This is a genomic window from Dactylosporangium sp. McL0621, from assembly GCF_049995355.1.
In the GTDB taxonomy this organism is placed as follows: Bacteria; Actinomycetota; Actinomycetes; order Mycobacteriales; family Micromonosporaceae; genus Dactylosporangium.
The window spans coordinates 11,337,444-11,354,896 of sequence record NZ_CP188259.1 but is presented as its reverse complement, the minus strand read 5'-3'; the positions used below and the strand labels follow the sequence as shown (position 1 = coordinate 11,354,896).

Below are 17,453 nucleotides of genomic sequence, written 5' to 3'. Positions count from 1 at the left end.
TGCTACGTTTAGCTCTAAACGTAGTGGGAAGGGTGCGTTATGACCAACAACCTCGACGCCGAGGAATACCCGTTGGGGCCGCCCTCGGCGTGGCCGGCCGCCGACATCGCCGAGTCCTGGCAGCGAGAACTGCCGGGCGTGTGCACCGACTCCATCGAGATCATCACGCCCGTCTGGCGGCTTGCGAAGGTTCTTGCCGACGACCGGCGACGCACCCTGGCCAAGCTCGGCGTCGACCCGTCCACCCTCGACCTGCTCAGCGTCATCCGACGTTCCGGCCCGCCGTACGAGCTCACCACCCGCGAGATCACCCGCCGGACACTCATCACACCCGGCGCGGTCTCCCAGCGCGTTGCCCGCGCCGAGCAGGCCGGACTGGTTGAACGATCGCCGTCATCCCGGTCGCGTCGCGCGGTCTCGGTCAAACTGACCGAGACCGGTCATCGCCTCATCGAAAACACCGTGCGCCAACTTCTGGAACGCGAGGCTGACCTGGTCGGCTCGCTCACCGCCGCCCAGCGCACCACCCTCATCGAACTGCTCGCCAACCTCGAACGGACCCTCGTCACGTCACCCGATGAACCGCGGCGATAAGGGCCAGAACGACCGCTCATCGGCGCTCCGGAGGTGTCGATGATGGCTCCGGCGCGGTGACGTGGTCGTCTTTGGAGAGACGTCGAGGACTCAGCCGTGCCACTGCCGCCAGAGTTTGGCGTACGGACCGTCGCGAGTGATCAGGTCGTCGTGGGTGCCCAACTCGATGATCCGGCCTGCGTCCATGACCGCGAGAGCCGCATCGGCATCCCCGACTTCGCGGCCGCGAACGTTGACACCATCGAACGTTGACACCATCGGACGAGGCAGGTTCAACCGGCGGCGATTCACCGCCGCGTACGCCTAGCCGCCAGGTGTAGTCATCTCCATGTGGGAGGCCGAAGAGTCCGCCGCCGCATCGGACTAATCGAGGATCCCGGGATTCTCCCGCAAAATATCTGCCAGACGCGCGGCCGTCGATTCCGGCGGTCCGGCGTCGGTGTCGAGCACGGCCTCGACCTCGACCCCGCTGTCGGTGCGGGTGACACGTAGGCGCCAGGCGACCCCGGCGTCCTCGGCCACGACGGACAGAGACAGCGACGGGTGGCGCTCCGCCAGGTCCCGCGCGGTCTGGATCACGTCGTCGATGACCGGCGGGGCGGCCCCGCCGCCGGCCGCGCGGCGACGCAGCGCGTCCCATCTCGCCAGGCGCGTGAGCGCATCGTCGGGTGGGCGGGCTCCCATGGCGATTACTGCGCTCCGGTGACCAGGGCGCGCTGCAGCGCGCCTTCGAGCACGATCAGCATCGCGTCGCGCACCGAGGTGCGCACGCGGGCGTCGAAGCTCACGACCGGGACCTGGTCGGCGACGGCGAGGGCCCACCGCACCTCCTCGAGGCTGTGCGCCATCCGGCCGTCGAAGGTGTTGACCGCCACGACGAAGGGCAGCCCGGCCCGCTCGAAGTAGTCCACCGCCGGATAACAGTCGTCCAGCCGGGAGCTGTCCACCACGACGAGGGCGCCGAGCGCGCCGCGGACCAGGTCGTCCCACATGAACCCGAAGCGGTCCTGGCCGGGGGTCCCGAAGAGGTAAAGCTTCAGGCTGTGGTCGATGGTCACGCAGCCGAAGTCCATCGCCACCGTGGTGGTGGTCTTGGTGCTGGCTTCGCCGGGTTCGTCGATGCCGAACGAGGCGGACGTCATCTCGGCCTCGGTGGTGAGCGGGGCGATCTCGGAGATCGCCCCCACGGTCGTAGTCTTTCCCACGCCGAATCCCCCGGCAACGATGATCTTGACGGGGACGGGTGCCCGGGTGGCAGCGGGCCTATCAGCTGATTGAACGAAGTCCATGCATCACTCGCAGGATGGTCTCGGCGGATTGGGAGTTGACGATGTCGACAACGTGCACGTCGAGGTAGCCCGCGACGCGCAGGTCGGCCACGAGGATGCGGGCGACGCCCAGGTGGAGGGGGACCAGGGCGGACAGCTCGGCCACCGAGATCGGCCGTTTGCACAGCCGCACGATCGCCTGCATCTCCGGCGTGAGCGCCACCGTTGCGGCGGCGTCGCCGCGCAGCGTCACCTGGGTCTCCAGGCCGATCTCACGATCGACCGCCTCGACCCGGCCGGACGTCAGCACGAACGGGCGCGGCTCGGCCGCGCCGCCCCCGGCCTCCTCGGCGGGGTCGTCGGCGCCGCTCAAGCCACCACGCAGATACGGCGGGATCCGCCCGATCGACCCGGTCACGTCTGGACGGAGTTTTTCAGTTCCGCGATTAGGGCGGGAGTCAGCGCGGCGCCGGCCCGGCCCGCGAACAGGGTCATCTCGTACGCCACCGTGCCCAGGTTGGCCGACCGGTCGGCGATCACACCCAGCACCGATCCCCGGCTGATCGCAGTGATGAGTAGGTACCCACCGGCCATGTCGACGATGACCCTGTTGAGCGAGCCCAGCGAGTACCAGCCGGCGGCGCCCGCGGAGAGGCTGGTCATCCCGGACACGATCGCGGCCAGCCGGTCGGCGTTGGCCCGGTCGTGTACCGCCGACATGGCCATCACCAGACCGTCGGACGATACGGCGATCGCCTCCCGGACACCCGCGGTGTTCGTGGTGAACGAGTCCAGGAGCCAGTTGAACTTCTTCGCATCGGCGCTGAGCCCCGACGGGCTGCTCGCGGGCGTGAAGGTGCTGCTCATCGTGGTGTTCCCTCTTCGGTGTCGGTTGCGGGCGGCGCGTCGCGCAGCGCGCGGGCCACGCCGGTTTCGAACTGCTCGACGAGACTACGGACTGTCTCGGGATCAGCCACGGCCACGCCCGGTTCGGGCGGGCGGTTCGGCCGGTCCATCCCGGCGAGGGCGGCGCCGGGGGTCCGCCGCCGCAGGGGCCGCGGGCCGGTCCCGTTCATAGGCGGTGGCGTGGGAGGACAATCCGGCGGCGGTACGACCAGTGCCGCGGCGTCCGCATCGGCGCGACGCACGCCGGCCTCGAACTGCTCGATCAGGTCCCGCGCGGCGAGCGCGTCCGGGGGCCCCGGCGGCGCCTCCGGCACCACACGCTCCAGGCCGGTCGGCAGCTGACGGCCCGGCACCCGACGGCGCAGGCCGGACGGCCCGCGGTCCTCCTGGGTCGCCGGCATCTGCGGGGTTGCCGCGGGCAGTGCGCGGGAGCCGGTCTCGAAGGCGTTCCACGGCCGCCAGTTCCGCATCGCCTCGCCGGCCTCCTGCAGCCGGCGGGCCGGCGCGACGGCCGCGCGGGGTGCCTCGAGCTCGCGCGTGGGCGCGTCGTTCAGCGACACCGCCGGTTCGGTCCGCACCTGCACACCGACAACCGGGCGGGTGTCGTACAGGAACGCGCCGTCGGTGCTGATCGCCGGGGCGGAGACGACGTGCGACGGACCGAGGTCGACGGTCGCGGTGACGCCGCCGGCCGGGGTGTGGCCAAGCTTCACGCCGAAGCCGTGACGGCGGGCGAGCCGACCGGCCACGAACAGGCCGAGGACGCGGCTGGGCGCGAGGTCGAGCCGCTCGCGGCGCACCAGCCGGGCATTCTCCTCGGCCAGGCGCTCGTCGCTCATCCCGATGCCGTTGTCGATCACGGCGATCCGCAGGCCGCCGGGCACGGCGCGCGCGGCGACGGTGACTCGGGTGTGCGGCGGCGAGAAGTTCGACGCGTTCTCCAGCAGCTCGGCCGCGAGCAGCACCAGGTCGCCGGCGACACCAGGGGCGACGAGCAGCTCGATCGGGATGTCGGTGTCGACGCGGGTGTACTCCTCGATCTGGCCGAGGGCGAGCCGGACGACGTCGATCAGCCGGACCGGGGCCACGTGGTCCTCGCCCTGGCCGGAGCCGGAGATGACGACGAGGCTGTCGGCGCTGCGGCGCAGGCGGTTGGAGAGGTGGTCGAGGCGGTACAGCTGCTCCAAACGGGCCCCGTCGGTCTCCCGCGACTCGAGCTGGTCGATGATGCCGAGCTGGCGGCCGACCAGGTTCTGGGTGCGCCGGCCGATGTGGCCGAACATCTCCGCCACGTTGCGCCGGCTCGCGACCTGACGCTCGACCAGCTGCGCGGCCGTGGTCTGGACCCGGTCGAACGCGCGGGCCAGGTCGCCGATCTCGTCGACGCCACCGGCGTCGAGCACGTCGAGGTGCACCGGCGTGCCGGCCTCGACATCGTCGTCGGCGACGCGGCGCAGCTCCTCCTCGCCCGCCTCGGCGATCCGCTCCGCGGACCGGGTCAGCCGGGTCAGCGGCGCGGCCACGGCTCGGACCACGGAGGCGACCAGCACCAGCACGAGGAGCAGGATCAGCGCGGTCAGCGCGCCGGCGCCGTACGTCGTGGTCAGCGCCTGCTGCTGCTCCCGGCTGACGGTGGAGCTGAGGTCGTCGATGAGGCGCTTCTCGACGTACCCGCCGAGCACGCTGAACGACAGCAGCTTCGGGAACAGCTCCGCCAGCGGGCGTTCCTGCATCGTGGCGACCGGGTTGACGTCGAAGTCGTCGTCGAACGAGGTGCCCAGCCGCTGATGGAAGGCGGTGGCCACGAGGCCGTACAGCTGGGCCTGCGCGGGCGTGGCGAAGGCGGCGAACCGCTCCTCGTACAACTCGCGCTCGATCTGCTCCTCGCGGTACCGCACGAACAGCGACTCGGCGTCGCCGCGCGACATCATGGCCAGGATGGCGGTGCTCTCGGTGAGCGACTCGTTCGCGCGCAGCAGCACATCGAGCGTGAGCAGCTCCCGGCCGGTGGCGGTGGTGGCGTCGGCGCGGCCGACGAGCCCGAGCGCCTCGATCGTGTCGTCCAGGAACGGCGCGAACGCGTCGAGAATCTCGTCCGGGGTGGCCGCCCTGATGCGCACGCGCTCGCGCAGCGGCGGCAGCTGCTGGCGGATCGCGTCGAGCGAGGTCACCAGCTCCGCGGGCACATTGCCCGCGGCGAGCACGGCGGCCAGCTGCTCGGAGACCCGGGCCGACTGCCGGGCCAGGTCGGTGCGGTCGACCGCGCCGAGCAGGTAGCCCACGGACAGTAGCCGCTCCTGCTGGAGGTCCTCCACAAGGGGGCCGACCCGTTCGGTGAGCCTCACGGCGGCGTCGGTGTCCGCCGCGCGGTTCGCGGTACCCACCAAATTCACCACTACGGGCACGAACAGGCCGAACATGGCCAGCAGCGGCACCGCGACCAGCAGCGTCAGCTTGCCGCGGATGCGGAACCTACCGAGCAGCACCTAACCGCTCCCTGTTGTCGTACTGCGGGCCGGGTGCGACGCTGGGCCACGCCGGCCGCGGGTTGCTCACGGCGTCGTTGCGCCGCCTGCGTCGGCGTAGCGCCTGCAGCAGGGTCAGCGCTGGCGCCGCCAGACCGAGCAGGATGGCCGCGACCAGGGTGGCGACGGCCACGGCCTCGCGCGATTCGAGGCTCGACACCCGCTCACGCAGCAGGCCGTCGATCTTGCTCAGCAGCGACGCGGACAGGTCGGCCCCGGCGCGCACGAGGTCGTCGCGGTCCTTGGCGAACCGCGCCGGGTCGACGGCGAGCGTCGCGCTCGCCGTCTCCGCCGACGGGACGAGGGCGTCGGTCGCCCGGCTGAAGCCGTCGATCTTGGTCAGCAGGGACGTGTCGAGGCTCTGGTTCGCGGTGCCCTGGGCGGCGCGTTGGACGTCCTCGGACAGGTCGCGGGCGGACCCGACGAGGTCGGATCGGGCGGCGGCGATGCCGAACAGCGCGTCGGCCTGCGCGGCCGCGGGCAGCCGCCGGGCCTGCAGGACAAGGCCGGCGTACCGCCCGGCGGCGGCGATGCCCTCCGGTAGCTCCTGGGCGCCGCCGTCGGCGAGGTTGTAGGTCTCGGCGTGCGGGTCGCGGGCCAGGCCGGATGCGCTGCGCACATTGTCGACGAGGTCCACGAGCAGGTCGATGGCCTCGCCGTAGGCGTCGAAGAGGGCGGCGGGGGTGCCGGTGGGCGGCACCGCCTCGATCTTGCTGCGTACGTCGGCCCACCGGTCGTACGTGAGCAACTCGCCGCCGTACTCGTCATCGAGCCTGGCCGCGCTGCCGACGGCGGCGGTCAGCGGCCCGCCCTGCACCGGGTTGCCGGCGGCCGCGACCGACTGCGCATTCACGAGTTCGATCTCCAGCGGCACGAGGGCCTGCAGGTACGCCACGCCGTGGCGCTCGGTGACGGCGAACGCGGAATCGTCGTCGGTGGACTGACGCTGCAGCCCGAACAGCACGGCCGTCGGCGCGATGAGCGCCACCGGCAGCACCAGCCGCACGAGGAATGCGACGGCACCGCGGGACCGGCGGTCGGGGGATGTCGAGATAGCCATGAATCACTCTCTGCAGGACATGCCCGCGTGGGAGCGCGGTCGACGGGGACCCGACCTTAGCTTTCCGCCAGTTGATCGCGTCATGAACGGGTCGATTGGATGTGCATGGCGGACTGGGTAATCGCGCTCACCAATCCGGTGAGAACGTCAGCTAATCATTGCCATATGCGCATGTCATCCATATAGTGCTCTGCCACCCTCCAGCCAGTCCCCACGAAACGTCGCGGCCGGCTGAGTGTCGCATTACTACGTGTTCTTCGTCATGGAGGTCGCCACCCGGTACGTGCACATCCTCGGGGTCACGACCAACCCCGACGGCGCGTGGACTACGCAGCAGACCCGCAACCTGCTCATGGACCTGGCAGAGCGGGTCATGACGACCGCGCCTCTGCGTCCGCACATCGGCTCCAGTTCAGTGCGCCTCGGTGGCCTGTGCATCCGTCACGGTCCGTGACTAGCGGCGTGTGGCGGGCACGTGGCCGGCGCGCACTACGCGGCATATCGCACCCGATCATGGCGTGCGTGACCTGCGGGACGTCGAGCCGCGCCGCGGGCGGACGGTTCTGTCGGTCTTCGAGATGCGCGGTGGTGTCACAGCGCCGGGTAGGCGTTGGCCATGAGCTGCCGGAACTGGGCGGAGAACCAGGCGCCGCGGGACGGGGCGTTCGGGAGGGCGCCAGTGGGGCGGTAGCCGTTCCCGCTGCCCGAGTACGTCGAGTCGCACATCAGGTTGCCGCCCGTGGCGGCGCCGTCGGACTCGCCCGGGGGCTTGATCCACACGTAGGCGTCGATGCCGGGGGCCGGGGTGGCGCGGGGGCGCTCCCCCAGGCCTGTGCCGCTCTGATTGCACCAGTTCCCAACCTGGTACCGCCGGTCGATGCGGCTCTGGTCGACGAAGGTGTTGACGTCGATCGAGGTGCTCGGGCCGGTGGGCCGGGCCGGGCCGCCCCAGCCGTTACGCGAGGTGTCGATGAGCATGCCCAGGCCCGCCGGGAAGCCCTTGGCGATCAGGGCGGCGCGGAAGCCTTGGGTGAAGGTCAGTTCGTCGGCGTACGAGTTCCAGTCGACCCAGCGGGACTGGCGGACCGAGACGCCCGAAACGGTGGTGCCGATGGTGAAGTACGGTTCGGTCGTCGCGCCGTAGTCGGCCGTGTTGGCCACGAAGCCGTCGACGGATGCGAGACCGGCGAATGTTCCCCGCGCGGTGTCGGTGATCAGCGTGACGGCCGCGTCGAACTCCGCGTCCCAGCCGAGCTTCCCGTGGTGACCGATGCCGAGGTAGTTGTAGATGTTCGGGCGGTGCAGCGTGTTCAGCGCGTACTGGATACCCTGCACGTAGACGCCGCTGGTGGCCGGCTCGTTGCAGGCCTGCATGTGCACGCCGGTGATCAGATCGGCCAGGGCATCGGGCTCGACGACGTTGACGATGCGCAGGCGGCTGTACTTCGGGTCGGCCTCGATCGCGCCGATCGGGTCGATGAACTCCGTCCGGTACCGACTCAGGCCGTCGCCGGCGATTGACAGCTCGCCGTCGGGCGCGGGCTTCGTGCAGTCGCGGCCGGGAAGGTCGTGGAGCACGAACTGGATGACCACCGGCGTGCTGCCGGTGGCCTGGGCGAGGGCGGCGTCGAGGTGCGCACGCACGCCCTTGGCCCCGTCGGTGCCCGAGATCGCGGCGATCCGGTCGATCCAGACGGCGGTCGAGGTGTTCGCGACCTGGCTGCCGCCCGGCTCGGCGGCGGCCTTCGCTGACCAGTCGGCGTTCACATAGCCCGTCGCGCCCAGGTACGGATTGTCGACATGCGCGTCGGGCGTCGGGCCGCCGCCGGTGCACGCAGCCCCGTTGAGCGTGAACGCGCCCGGAACCGGGTTGGCGGTGGTCCACGAGCCGACGAAGCCGAAGGCGACCTTCCCGCCGGCCGGCACGGAGCCGTTGTAGGTCTGGTTTCGGGCGGTCACGTGCAGCCCGGAGACCGCCGGGACGGCCTGCCACATGTGCTCGACCCGCTGGCCGGCGACGAAGTCCCAGCCAACACTCCAGCCGTTCAGGGCGCTGCCGGTGTTGGTGAGCTCGACGGTGGCGCCGAAGCCCCCCGGCCACTGGCTGTCCACGGTGTACCGCACAATGCACCCAACCGCCGCGAAGGCCGGCTGCCCGACGGCCGTCACACCGGCGGCCGCTGCGGCGACGACAACGCAAGCACTGGCGATTGAGCGCCTCATGCCCACACCGTTTCGGCGGACGCTCCCACTGGTCAAGCCCTGCCGCCGGGCGGCCCAGCCGACCTGGAGGCACGGTTGAAAGTTACCGGCGTCTCCGGGCCCGGCGCGTTGACCCGGGGATTTGCGGGTGCGGTAATCGACAACTGCGAATTCGGCAATTGACTGCGGCGCACCGCCCGCCGACTCCCAGCCGATTGCCTCGCTAGCGGCCTGCGGCGCCCCGTCGAACTCCGCGTACCAGGCCGTCGTACACCACGCCCGTGGACGCAGCCCCGCCAACTTCGTGGACAACTTCCGCGAACTGCCGTGGACAGTCACAGCGGGACAATCACGCCCGGTGTGACCTCGCTCATTTAGGAACGATTTGAACAGGCCACGTACGTACAACTCACCCTTGACCCGCTGGTCCGAACGCCGGACCGCACCATCCAACATCTGCGCGGTGAACTCGACCAACCGCGGCCCAAGCCTCGCAAGCTCGTCCTGTTGGGCTCGTAAATTCGGTTCGGTGGGTGTGACGTGCGGCTTGTGCGAGGTGGGCCAAACCAGGGCGGCGACGATCCAAAGTATGGCAGCCTCGCTGGTGTACCTGCTCCTGCGTCAGATCCTGCAGATGCTGACCCAGCTCGCTCGCGACGGCGGCGCGAAGGACGTCGAACTCCTGGTCTTACGCCATCAGGTGGCGGTGCTGCGCCGGCAGGTGCACCGACCCGACCTGCAGCCCGAAGATCGGGTGGTGCTGGCGGCACTGTCGCGGCTGCTACCCCGACCGAAGTGGTCGGCGTTCTTCGTCACCCCAGCCACACTGCTGCGCTGGCACCGGCAACTGATCGCCCGGCACTGGACCTATCCGCACGCGGGGCCCGGCCGGGCACCCGTCGACCGGGAACTGCGCGACCTCGTGCTGTGTCTGGCCGCGGAGAACCCGACGTGGGGGCATCGCCGCGTACATGGTGAACTGGCTCGACTGGGGTACCGGCTCGCGGCCAGCACGGTCTGGAAGATCCTGCACCGGGCCGGCGTCGACCCGGCACCACGCCGAACGGGACCGACCTGGCAGCAGTTCCTGACCGCACAGGCCCACACGATGCTGGCCTGCGACTTCTTCACCGTCGACAGCGTGCTGCTGAAACGGATCTACGTCCTGTTCTTCATCGAACTCGCCACCCGGCAGGTCCACATCGTCGGTGTCACCGCACACCCGACCGGCGCCTGGGTTACCCAGCAGGCCCGGAACCTGCTCATGAGCCTCGACCAGCACGCCGACAGGCTGCGCTTCCTGCTGCGAGACCGAGACACGAAGTTCACCGCAGCGTTCGACACGGTCTTCACCGCCGCCGGCATCGACGTGGTTCGCACACCGCCACAAGCGCCGAGGGCGAACGCCTACGCGGAGCGCTGGATCGGCACAGTGCGACGCGAGTGCACCGACCGGATCCTCATCGCCAGCGAACGACACCTGACGAACGTCCTGACCGAGTACACCGCCCACTACACCAGCCACCGACCACACAGACCGCTCGACCAGCAACCACCGAACCCACCACCACAGGTCATCGACCTCACCGCCGCCCGCGTTCAACGACGCCCGATCCTGGGCGGGCTGATCAACGAATACACGCAGGCCGCATAGCCGAAACCCGATTTACGAGCCCCACAGGATCGCGCTAGGCATGCGTACGCGGGCCGCTCCGCCCGACTGATCCGTCGCCCGTTGGGCTGTGGCGAGCGAATGAAGGCGCTTGGTCCTGATGGCATGCGTGCGTTGGCCGTCGTTGGTGCGACCGTGTTGTTGATTGTCAAATAGATCGCGTGGGTAGCTACCTCGCGGAGAGCCTGCATGCACGCCGTGCGCTCTGTCGTCCATAGAGTTGCAGGGCGGCCTACGCTCCGTTGCCGCGGCTCATCGGGTTGCGGATCAGTCCTGCTTGCAGGTTGGAACTGAAGGTCACGGGGCCAGCTGATTAAGGACCGAATGGTCTGGTGCGAGCGAGCACCCGCCGAGCACCAAACCAACCATTCATGCAATGAATCAAGGCCCTGATTCCTGGATAGCTCCAGGTCAGGGCCTTGTTAATTGGTACGCCGCGTAGGACTTGAACCTACAACCCGCAGATTAAGAGTCTGCTGCTCTGCCAGTTGAGCTAGCGGCGCTGGCCGAACGGAGGTAACCCTAGCACGCACCCGCAGGCCCGCAAAAACGAGATACCCCCGTCCGGAGCGTGGCCTCCGTTACTCCTCGTCGTCCTCCCAGAAGAAGTCCGTCTCGGCGGTCTGCGCCGGGTCGGCGGCCATGTCGTCGGCGAGCAGGTCCGAGTCCGGAGCGGCGAGCTCGTCCAGCTCGTCGTCCGGCTGGTCCCAGGTCACACGCGAATTTGGCATCTCGGCTGTCATCAAACACCCCCGTGCGTGGGTTCGAACAACTGGCGACGCGCGAGCTACCCGGCCCCCGCCGTCCTAACCGCCACCGGCCAGGTGGAGGCGCGCAGGACGAGGGTGGTCGGCATGAGCAGCTCTTCGGGGGTCCAGTCGCCGGCGGTCATGGCGCGGCGGAGCATGCCCGCGGCCAGGACGCCCTGCTCGAAGACGCGCTGGCGGACGGTGGTCAGGTCGAGCAGTGCGCTCAGTTCGTGGTCGTCGAAGCCGATGACCGATACGTGACGTCCGGTGCGGCGCAGTGCGCTCAGGGCCCCGAAAGCGAGTTCGTCCGATTCGGCGAACACGGCGGTCGGGGGGTCCGGGAGGGTGAGCAGGCGACGCATGGCCAGTTCGCCGCCGTCCATGCCGTGCGGTACCGACATCACGAGCGACTCGTCCACGTCGATGCCGGCCACGGCCAGGGTTTCGACGTACGCGCGCCGCCGGGCGTGGGCGACCGGCAGGAACATGCTCTGGTCGTTGAACGTGGAGATCATGCCGATGCGGCGGTGGCCGAGGGCGAGCAGGTGCTGCACGGCCGAGGCCGCGGCGGCCACGTCGTCGATCCGTACGCAGCCGGCGCCCGGCACGTCGTGGCCCACGGCGACGATCGGCACGCCCAGGGAGCGCAGGTCGGCGATCTCGGCGTCGGTGAACTGCATCGCGACCGTGAGCACGGCGTCGACGCGGCGGCGCAGCGGCAGGGCGCCGAAGAAGCGCTGGCGGGACGGGATGTCGCCGATGTTGTACAGCAGCAGGTCCAGCGAGTGCTCGCGCAGGACCGACTCGGCGCCGGCGACGATCTGGCCGAAGAACCAGCGCGACGCGTACGGCACGATCACGCCCACGGTGTGGGTGCGCCCGCTCGCCAGCCGCGAGGCGATCGGCGAGACGACATACGACAGCGACGCCGCGGCGTGCAGCACGCGGTCGCGTGTCTCGTCGGAGACGTTGGGCAGCCCGCGAAGCGTGCGCGACACCGTTGCGGTCGAGACTCCCGCCAGCCGGGCAACGTCTTCCATGCTGACGGGCGATGGAACGTCAGCCACACGCGGAAGGCTAGGCAACGCGCGGTCCCACGGCAATATGTCCGCCGTGTTGCTAACTCGTTATCGATGAAAGCGCCCCAAGGCCTCGACAAACCGACCTTGCAAACGCTTACATCCGAGGAACACAAGGACACCCCAGCACACCGGGTACGCGGGCGAGGTTCGCCCAAGGACCGGGTATAGCCAAAGGAGGCTAACCATGGCCGTCCTCTCGAGGCGGCGTCGAGCGTTCACGCTCGCCGGTGTGGCCGCGTTGGCCCTCGCCGCGTCCGCCTGCGGCAGTGACAGCGGCTCCGGCTCCAGCAACGCCGACAAGCCCGAGTGCGCGCCCTACGCGCAGTACAAGGTCGACAAGACCAAGCACGTCTCGATCTACGCGACCATCCGCGACACCGAGGCCGACAAGCTCGAGCAGTCGTGGAAGCAGTTCGAGGACTGCACCAATATCAAGATCGACTACGAGGGCTCCGGCGAGTTCGAGACCCAGATCAAGGTTCGCAGCGACGGCGGCCAGCCGCCGGACATCGCGGTGTTCCCGCAGCCCGGCCTGCTCGCCTCGTTCGCCAAGACGAACAAGCTCAAGGAGCTGCCGGCTCCGGTCAAGGCCAACCTCGACAAGAACTGGTCGAAGGACTGGGCGGCCTACTCGACCGTTGACGGCAAGGTCTACGGCGTGCCGATGGGTGCCAACGTGAAGTCGCTGGTGTGGTACTCGCCCAGCCTCTTCAAGGAGAAGAACTACACGGTCCCGAAGACGTGGGACGAGATGATCGCCCTGTCCGACAAGATCGCGGCGAGCGGCATCCAGGCGTGGTGCGCCGGCATCGAGTCCGGTGACGCGACCGGCTGGCCGGCCACGGACTGGATCGAGGACATCGTCCTGCGCGACCAGGGTCCGGACGTCTACGACCAGTGGGTCAACCACAAGATCCCGTTCAACGACCCGAAGATCTTCTCGGCCGCCGAGCGCGCCGCGTCGATCCTGAAGAACCCGAAGTACGTCGGCAACCCCAAGACCATCGTGACCACCTCGTTCCAGGAGGGTGGCCTGCCGGTCAAGGACAAGAAGTGCGGCATGCACCGTCAGGCCAACTTCTACTCCAACCAGTGGCCGAAGGGCACCAACGTCGGCCCGGACGGTGACGTCTACGCCTTCTACTTCCCGGCCGTCGACCCCGCCAAGGGCAAGCCGGTTCTGGTCGGTGGCGAGTTCGTCTCCGCGTTCACGGACCGCGACGAGGTCGTCAAGGTGCAGACCTACCTCTCCTCCGGCGAGTGGGCCAACAGCAAGGCCAAGCTCGGCGACTGGATCTCGGCCAACAAGAGCCTCGACGTGAGCGCGGTCAGCGGCTCGATCGACAAGCTCTCCGTGCAGATCCTGCAGGACCCCGCCACTGTGGCGCGGTTCGACGGCTCGGACCAGATGCCCGCCCAGGTCGGCTCGAAGTCCTTCTGGACCGGCATGACCGACTGGATCAACGGCACGAAGGACACCAAGCAGACGCTGGACTACATCGAAAGCACCTGGCCTAAATAACTGAACTGAGGTCCGGGTCCGGCGTCATGCACCACGGCGCCGGACCCGGCTGGTCGGAGGACACCCCATGGATTACGACTTCTCCGAGGACGTCGCCAAAATCTGGCCGGCGCTCATGTTCATGGCCGGTTTCATCGTCGTCGTCGCCGCGCTGCTGTTCGTGCTCGACATCCTGCCCCGGTGGGGGAGGGGCAAGGAACGGCTCCAGATGGCCGGGTTCCTGGGGCCCGCGCTGGCACTGCTCGCGGTCGGCCTGGTGTACCCGCTCATCCGCACCGTGTACCTGTCGTTCTTCAACGACACCGGTGACTCGTTCATCGGCATCGACAACTACACCTGGATCTTCACCAACGACGACACGCTCATCATGCTGCGCAACACGCTGCTGTGGGTGGTCTGTGTGCCGCTGTTCTCCACGGGCTTCGGCCTGCTGTACGCGGTGCTGGTGGACAAGGCCCGCGGCGAGGGCATCGCCAAGTCCCTGATCTTCATGCCGATGGCCATCTCGCTCGTGGGCGCGTCGATCATCTGGAAGTTCATCTACGCGTACCGCGACCCGGGCGTCGAGCAGATCGGCCTGCTCAACCAGATCCTGGTGTGGCTCGGTGGCAAACCCCAGCAGGTCCTGAGCAACGCCCCCGGCAACACCTTCTACATGATCGTGATCCTGATCTGGATCCAGGCCGGGTTCGCGATGGTCATCCTCTCCGCCGCGATCAAGGCCATCCCGGCCGAGATCGTCGAGGCGGCCCGGCTCGACGGCGCCAACCCGTGGCAGATGTTCTGGCGCGTGACCATGCCCAGCATCCGCCCCGCCGTCATCGTCGTGGTCGTGACCATCACGATCGCCACCCTGAAGGTGTTCGACATCGTCCGGACCATGACCGGCGGTCAGTTCAAGAGCAGCGTGCTCGCTTTTGAGATGTACAACCAGGCCTTCCGCTCCTATGACGACGGCAAGGGTTCCGCCCTCGCGGTGCTGCTGTTCCTGCTTGTCGTGCCGATCGTCATCTACCAGGCCCGGCAACTGCGGCACCGAACGGAGACCCGATGAGCAGCACTGACGCCGTCAGCACCGACGCTGCTGACGTGCCCGAGGCCAGCCCGCTCTACCGCCCCCAGGGCGCTGAGACGATGGCGGGCCGGGTGCGCCGCAAGCTCGCCTCCCGGGCCGCCAGCGTCGTGTCGATCATCATCGCCCTGGTCTGGACGATCCCGACCTTCGGGCTGCTCGTCTCGTCGATCCGCCCCGAGAACGACATCAAGACCAAGGGCTGGTGGACGTTCTTCGCCCACCCCAGCTTCACGCTGGACAACTACAACGAGGTCGTCTTCGGCACCTCGGCCACCTCGGGCCGGCTCGCCAGCTACTTCATCAACTCGCTGGTGATCACGGTCCCCGCGGTGCTGTTCTCGGTCACGCTGGCGGCGATGGCGGCCTACGCGCTGTCCTGGCTGAACTTCCGGGGCCGCGACTGGATCTTCATCGGCGTGTTCGCGCTGCAGATCGTGCCGCTGCAGATGGCGCTCATCCCGATGCTGCAGCTGGTCAAGGGGTACACCGAGTGGGGCGGCGGCTTCTTCGCCGTGTGGTTCGCCCACACCTGCTTCGGTCTGCCGCTGGGCGTGTTCCTGCTGCACAACTTCATGTCCGAGCTGCCCAAGGACCTCTTTGAGGCCGCGCGGGTGGACGGGGCCGGCCCGGCGGTTACCTTCCGGCGCATCGTGCTGCCGCTTGTCACACCGGCGCTGGCCTCCCTCACGATCTTCCAGTTCCTGTGGATCTGGAATGATCTACTGGTGGCGCTGGTGTTCACCTCGGGCCAGGGCAACCGCCCGCTGACGGCGCGGCTCGCCGAGCTCGCCGGCACCCGGGGCAACGACTGGCAGCGGCTGACCTCCGGCGCATTCGTGTCGATGATCATTCCGCTGATCGTCTTCCTGTCGCTGCAACGCTATTTCGTACGCGGCCTGCTGGCCGGTGGAGTCAAGGGGTGAGTCAACTGCTCTGGTGGCGCGATGCCGTGATCTATCAGGTCTACCCGCGCTCGTTCGCCGACGCGGACGGGGATGGGATGGGGGACCTGCGCGGCATCACGTCGCGCCTCGACCACCTGGTCGAGCTGGGCGTCGACGCCCTCTGGATGTCGCCGTTCTACCCGTCTCCACAGCACGACGCGGGGTACGACGTCGCGGACTACCGCGACGTCGACCCGCGCTTCGGCACCCTGGCCGACTTCGACGCGCTCATGGCCGCCGCCAAGGAGCGCGGCCTGCGCGTCGTGGTCGACCTGGTGCCCAACCACACCTCCAGCGACCACGTGTGGTTCCAGGAGGCGCTGGCCGCGGGCCCGGGCACCGCGGCCCGGGACCGGTACCACTTCCGCAAGGGCCAGGGCGTCGACGGCGAGCTGCCGCCCAACGGCTGGCAGAGCGTGTTCGGCGGGCCGGCCTGGACCCGGGTGCCGGACGGCGAGTGGTACCTGCACCTGTTCGACACGAGCCAGCCCGACCTGAACTGGGACCTGCCCGAGGTGCGGGCCATGTTCGAGGACGTGCTGCGCTTCTGGCTCGACCGCGGCGTCGACGGCTTCCGCGTCGATGTGGCGCACGGGCTGATCAAGGAGAGCGGCCTGCCCGACTGGACCGAGGCCCAGGTGCCGATCACCTCGCCCGGCGCCGAGCACCGCACGCCGCCGATGTGGGACCAGGACGGAGTGCACGAGGTGTACCGCACCTGGCGGCGCATCCTCGACAGCTACCCCGGCGACCGCATGATGGTCGGCGAGGCCTGGGTCGCACCGGCGGAGCGGCTCGCACGGTACGTCCGCCCGGACGAGATGAACCAGGCGTTCAACTTCAACTACCTGATGGCCCCGTGGACGGCGGCGGACCAGCGCGCGGCGATCGAGTCCAGCCTCGCCGGCGTCGAGCCGGTCGGCGCGATCTGCACCTGGGTGCTGTCCAACCACGACGTGGTCCGCCACGCGAGCCGCCTCGGCTTCGAGCCCGGGTACTCCACCCAGGGCGGCATCGGCGCCGGCGACCCCCAGCCCGACGAGGCCCTGGGCCTGCGCCGCGCCCGGGCCGCCACGCTGCTGATGCTCTCGCTGCCGGGCTCGGCGTACGTGTACCAGGGCGAGGAGCTCGGCCTGCCCGAGCACACCACCCTGCCGGACGACGTGCGGCAGGACCCGACCTGGTTCCGCTCGCGGCATGAGGTACGCGGCCGCGACGGCTGCCGGGTGCCGATCCCGTGGGAGGCCGACGCCCCCGCGTACGGCTTCGGACCGAGCGGCAAGACCTGGCTGCCGCAGCCGACGGACTGGGCCCGCTTCGCCGCCGACCGCGAGCGCGGCGTGCCCGGGTCGACGCTGTCGCTGTACACCGCGGCGCTGCGCCTGCGGCGGACCCATGGGCTCGGTCGCGGTACCGTCGCGTGGAATGCCGTTGAGAATGGCATCGACTTCATCAACGGACCGGTCCGGGTGATCACCAACTTCGGCTCGGCCCCCGCCCCGCTCCCGCCGGGTGAGGTCCTGCTGGCCAGCGGTGATCTGGCCGCCGACGGCAGCCTGCCGCCCGACACCACGGCCTGGCTGCGGGCGTGACAGCGGCGGTTACCGTCGAAGCATGAACGCTCTGATCGCGATGTTGTACAGCTACCTGAGCCCGGCCACGCTGGACGCCCTGGACACCGGACTCGAGCTGGAGCGCCGCCGCCGCAGCTACGGCGGCGGCGGGGTGATCGGCGGTTGCTGCTGCGCCGTGGTCGTGATCATCGCGATCGTGGTGCTCGTGATCGTCATGCGCCGGCGGCGCCCGCGGGCTTGATTTCCCGCGCCGGCGACCGATGGTCCCGGTGGGGAGGTT

Annotated in this window: 17 protein-coding genes, 1 tRNA gene and 1 pseudogene; 8 read left to right on the top strand and 11 right to left on the bottom strand. The window is 69.3% G+C overall.

What is annotated here, in order from left to right:
- Positions 1 to 39 precede the first annotated feature (39 nt).
- Positions 40 to 594, top strand: a complete 555-nt coding sequence (locus tag ACPPVO_RS53790; RefSeq protein ID WP_426507212.1) for a MarR family winged helix-turn-helix transcriptional regulator — start codon at positions 40 to 42, stop codon at positions 592 to 594.
- A gap of 90 nt (positions 595 to 684) precedes the next feature.
- Here the strand turns inward: ACPPVO_RS53790 and ACPPVO_RS53785 are convergent, their stop codons facing one another.
- The 7 genes from ACPPVO_RS53785 to ACPPVO_RS53755 all read right to left on the bottom strand — a co-directional run bounded on the left by ACPPVO_RS53785 (position 685) and on the right by ACPPVO_RS53755 (position 6,353).
- On the bottom strand, positions 685 to 852 hold the full coding sequence (locus ACPPVO_RS53785; protein ID WP_426507211.1) for a hypothetical protein: 168 nt from the start codon (positions 850 to 852) through the stop codon (positions 685 to 687).
- A gap of 105 nt (positions 853 to 957) precedes the next feature.
- The gene (locus tag ACPPVO_RS53780; RefSeq protein WP_426507209.1) at positions 958 to 1,278 is read right to left on the bottom strand and encodes a hypothetical protein; all 321 of its coding nucleotides are present in this window, start codon (positions 1,276 to 1,278) and stop codon (positions 958 to 960) included.
- Between the two features lie 5 nt (positions 1,279 to 1,283).
- A complete protein-coding gene (locus ACPPVO_RS53775) occupies positions 1,284 to 1,883 on the bottom strand; it encodes a GTP-binding protein (protein WP_426507208.1) in 600 nt (199 codons plus the stop codon).
- Positions 1,861 to 2,280, bottom strand: a complete 420-nt coding sequence (locus tag ACPPVO_RS53770) for a DUF742 domain-containing protein (RefSeq protein WP_426507206.1) — start codon at positions 2,278 to 2,280, stop codon at positions 1,861 to 1,863. Before ACPPVO_RS53770 ends, ACPPVO_RS53775 begins: the two co-directional genes overlap by 23 nt.
- Complete coding sequence (locus ACPPVO_RS53765; RefSeq protein ID WP_426507205.1) at positions 2,277 to 2,729, bottom strand: roadblock/LC7 domain-containing protein; 453 nt, start codon at positions 2,727 to 2,729, stop codon at positions 2,277 to 2,279. The genes ACPPVO_RS53770 and ACPPVO_RS53765 overlap by 4 nt, the downstream gene beginning before the upstream one ends.
- A complete protein-coding gene (locus ACPPVO_RS53760; RefSeq protein WP_426507203.1) occupies positions 2,726 to 5,254 on the bottom strand; it encodes a sensor histidine kinase in 2,529 nt (842 codons plus the stop codon). The genes ACPPVO_RS53765 and ACPPVO_RS53760 overlap by 4 nt, the downstream gene beginning before the upstream one ends.
- Positions 5,241 to 6,353, bottom strand: coding sequence for a hypothetical protein (locus ACPPVO_RS53755; protein ID WP_426507201.1), 1,113 nt, complete (start codon positions 6,351 to 6,353; stop codon positions 5,241 to 5,243). Before ACPPVO_RS53755 ends, ACPPVO_RS53760 begins: the two co-directional genes overlap by 14 nt.
- Positions 6,354 to 6,600: 247 nt before the next feature.
- Here ACPPVO_RS53755 and ACPPVO_RS53750 point away from each other — a divergent pair.
- Positions 6,601 to 6,720 (top strand): annotated as a pseudogene (locus tag ACPPVO_RS53750) (integrase core domain-containing protein); the annotation flags it as partial.
- A 224-nt stretch (positions 6,721 to 6,944) separates the two neighbouring features.
- Here the strand turns inward: ACPPVO_RS53750 and ACPPVO_RS53745 are convergent.
- A complete protein-coding gene (locus tag ACPPVO_RS53745) occupies positions 6,945 to 8,576 on the bottom strand; it encodes a glycoside hydrolase family 6 protein (RefSeq protein ID WP_426507199.1) in 1,632 nt (543 codons plus the stop codon).
- Between the two features lie 442 nt (positions 8,577 to 9,018).
- Between ACPPVO_RS53745 and ACPPVO_RS53740 the strand changes: the two genes are divergently transcribed.
- Positions 9,019 to 10,209 (top strand): integrase core domain-containing protein, encoded by a 1,191-nt coding sequence (locus ACPPVO_RS53740; protein ID WP_426507198.1) that lies wholly within the window; start codon positions 9,019 to 9,021, stop codon positions 10,207 to 10,209.
- Positions 10,210 to 10,654: 445 nt separating this feature from the next.
- Here the strand turns inward: ACPPVO_RS53740 and ACPPVO_RS53735 are convergent.
- From ACPPVO_RS53735 to ACPPVO_RS53725, 3 genes are all read right to left on the bottom strand, one after another.
- Positions 10,655 to 10,730, bottom strand: a tRNA-Lys gene (locus ACPPVO_RS53735).
- Between the two features lie 78 nt (positions 10,731 to 10,808).
- Positions 10,809 to 10,943, bottom strand: a complete 135-nt coding sequence (locus ACPPVO_RS53730; protein ID WP_426507197.1) for a hypothetical protein — start codon at positions 10,941 to 10,943, stop codon at positions 10,809 to 10,811.
- Positions 10,944 to 11,014: 71 nt separating this feature from the next.
- Positions 11,015 to 12,043 (bottom strand): LacI family DNA-binding transcriptional regulator, encoded by a 1,029-nt coding sequence (locus tag ACPPVO_RS53725; protein ID WP_426507196.1) that lies wholly within the window; start codon positions 12,041 to 12,043, stop codon positions 11,015 to 11,017.
- 199 nt (positions 12,044 to 12,242) lie between these two features.
- Here ACPPVO_RS53725 and ACPPVO_RS53720 point away from each other — a divergent pair, with 199 nt between their 5' ends.
- The 5 genes from ACPPVO_RS53720 (at position 12,243) to ACPPVO_RS53700 (ending at position 17,414) form a co-directional block, all read left to right on the top strand.
- Positions 12,243 to 13,580 carry an ABC transporter substrate-binding protein gene (locus ACPPVO_RS53720; protein WP_426507195.1) on the top strand — a complete coding sequence of 446 codons (1,338 nt, stop codon included), beginning with the start codon at positions 12,243 to 12,245 and terminating at the stop codon, positions 13,578 to 13,580.
- Positions 13,581 to 13,647: 67 nt separating this feature from the next.
- On the top strand, positions 13,648 to 14,634 hold the full coding sequence (locus ACPPVO_RS53715; RefSeq protein WP_360381677.1) for a carbohydrate ABC transporter permease: 987 nt from the start codon (positions 13,648 to 13,650) through the stop codon (positions 14,632 to 14,634).
- Complete coding sequence (locus tag ACPPVO_RS53710) at positions 14,631 to 15,578, top strand: carbohydrate ABC transporter permease (protein WP_426507193.1); 948 nt, start codon at positions 14,631 to 14,633, stop codon at positions 15,576 to 15,578. The genes ACPPVO_RS53715 and ACPPVO_RS53710 overlap by 4 nt, the downstream gene beginning before the upstream one ends.
- A gap of 77 nt (positions 15,579 to 15,655) precedes the next feature.
- On the top strand, positions 15,656 to 17,191 hold the full coding sequence (locus ACPPVO_RS53705; protein WP_426514865.1) for a glycoside hydrolase family 13 protein: 1,536 nt from the start codon (positions 15,656 to 15,658) through the stop codon (positions 17,189 to 17,191).
- 22 nt (positions 17,192 to 17,213) lie between these two features.
- Positions 17,214 to 17,414, top strand: a complete 201-nt coding sequence (locus tag ACPPVO_RS53700) for a hypothetical protein (protein WP_426507192.1) — start codon at positions 17,214 to 17,216, stop codon at positions 17,412 to 17,414.
- Positions 17,415 to 17,453: the final 39 nt, after the last annotated feature.

Coding starts and splice junctions, on each gene's coding strand:
- ACPPVO_RS53745 (WP_426507199.1), bottom strand. CDS start 8,576: ATGAGGCGCTCAATCGCCAGTGCTTGCGTTGTCGTCGCCGCAGCGGCC.
- ACPPVO_RS53755 (WP_426507201.1), bottom strand. CDS start 6,353: ATGGCTATCTCGACATCCCCCGACCGCCGGTCCCGCGGTGCCGTCGCA.
- ACPPVO_RS53710 (WP_426507193.1), top strand. CDS start 14,631: ATGAGCAGCACTGACGCCGTCAGCACCGACGCTGCTGACGTGCCCGAG.
- ACPPVO_RS53780 (WP_426507209.1), bottom strand. CDS start 1,278: ATGGGAGCCCGCCCACCCGACGATGCGCTCACGCGCCTGGCGAGATGG.
- ACPPVO_RS53785 (WP_426507211.1), bottom strand. CDS start 852: ATGGTGTCAACGTTCGATGGTGTCAACGTTCGCGGCCGCGAAGTCGGG.
- ACPPVO_RS53775 (WP_426507208.1), bottom strand. CDS start 1,883: ATGGACTTCGTTCAATCAGCTGATAGGCCCGCTGCCACCCGGGCACCC.
- ACPPVO_RS53720 (WP_426507195.1), top strand. CDS start 12,243: ATGGCCGTCCTCTCGAGGCGGCGTCGAGCGTTCACGCTCGCCGGTGTG.
- ACPPVO_RS53700 (WP_426507192.1), top strand. CDS start 17,214: ATGAACGCTCTGATCGCGATGTTGTACAGCTACCTGAGCCCGGCCACG.
- ACPPVO_RS53765 (WP_426507205.1), bottom strand. CDS start 2,729: ATGAGCAGCACCTTCACGCCCGCGAGCAGCCCGTCGGGGCTCAGCGCC.
- ACPPVO_RS53705 (WP_426514865.1), top strand. CDS start 15,656: ATGGGGGACCTGCGCGGCATCACGTCGCGCCTCGACCACCTGGTCGAG.
- ACPPVO_RS53790 (WP_426507212.1), top strand. CDS start 40: ATGACCAACAACCTCGACGCCGAGGAATACCCGTTGGGGCCGCCCTCG.
- ACPPVO_RS53715 (WP_360381677.1), top strand. CDS start 13,648: ATGGATTACGACTTCTCCGAGGACGTCGCCAAAATCTGGCCGGCGCTC.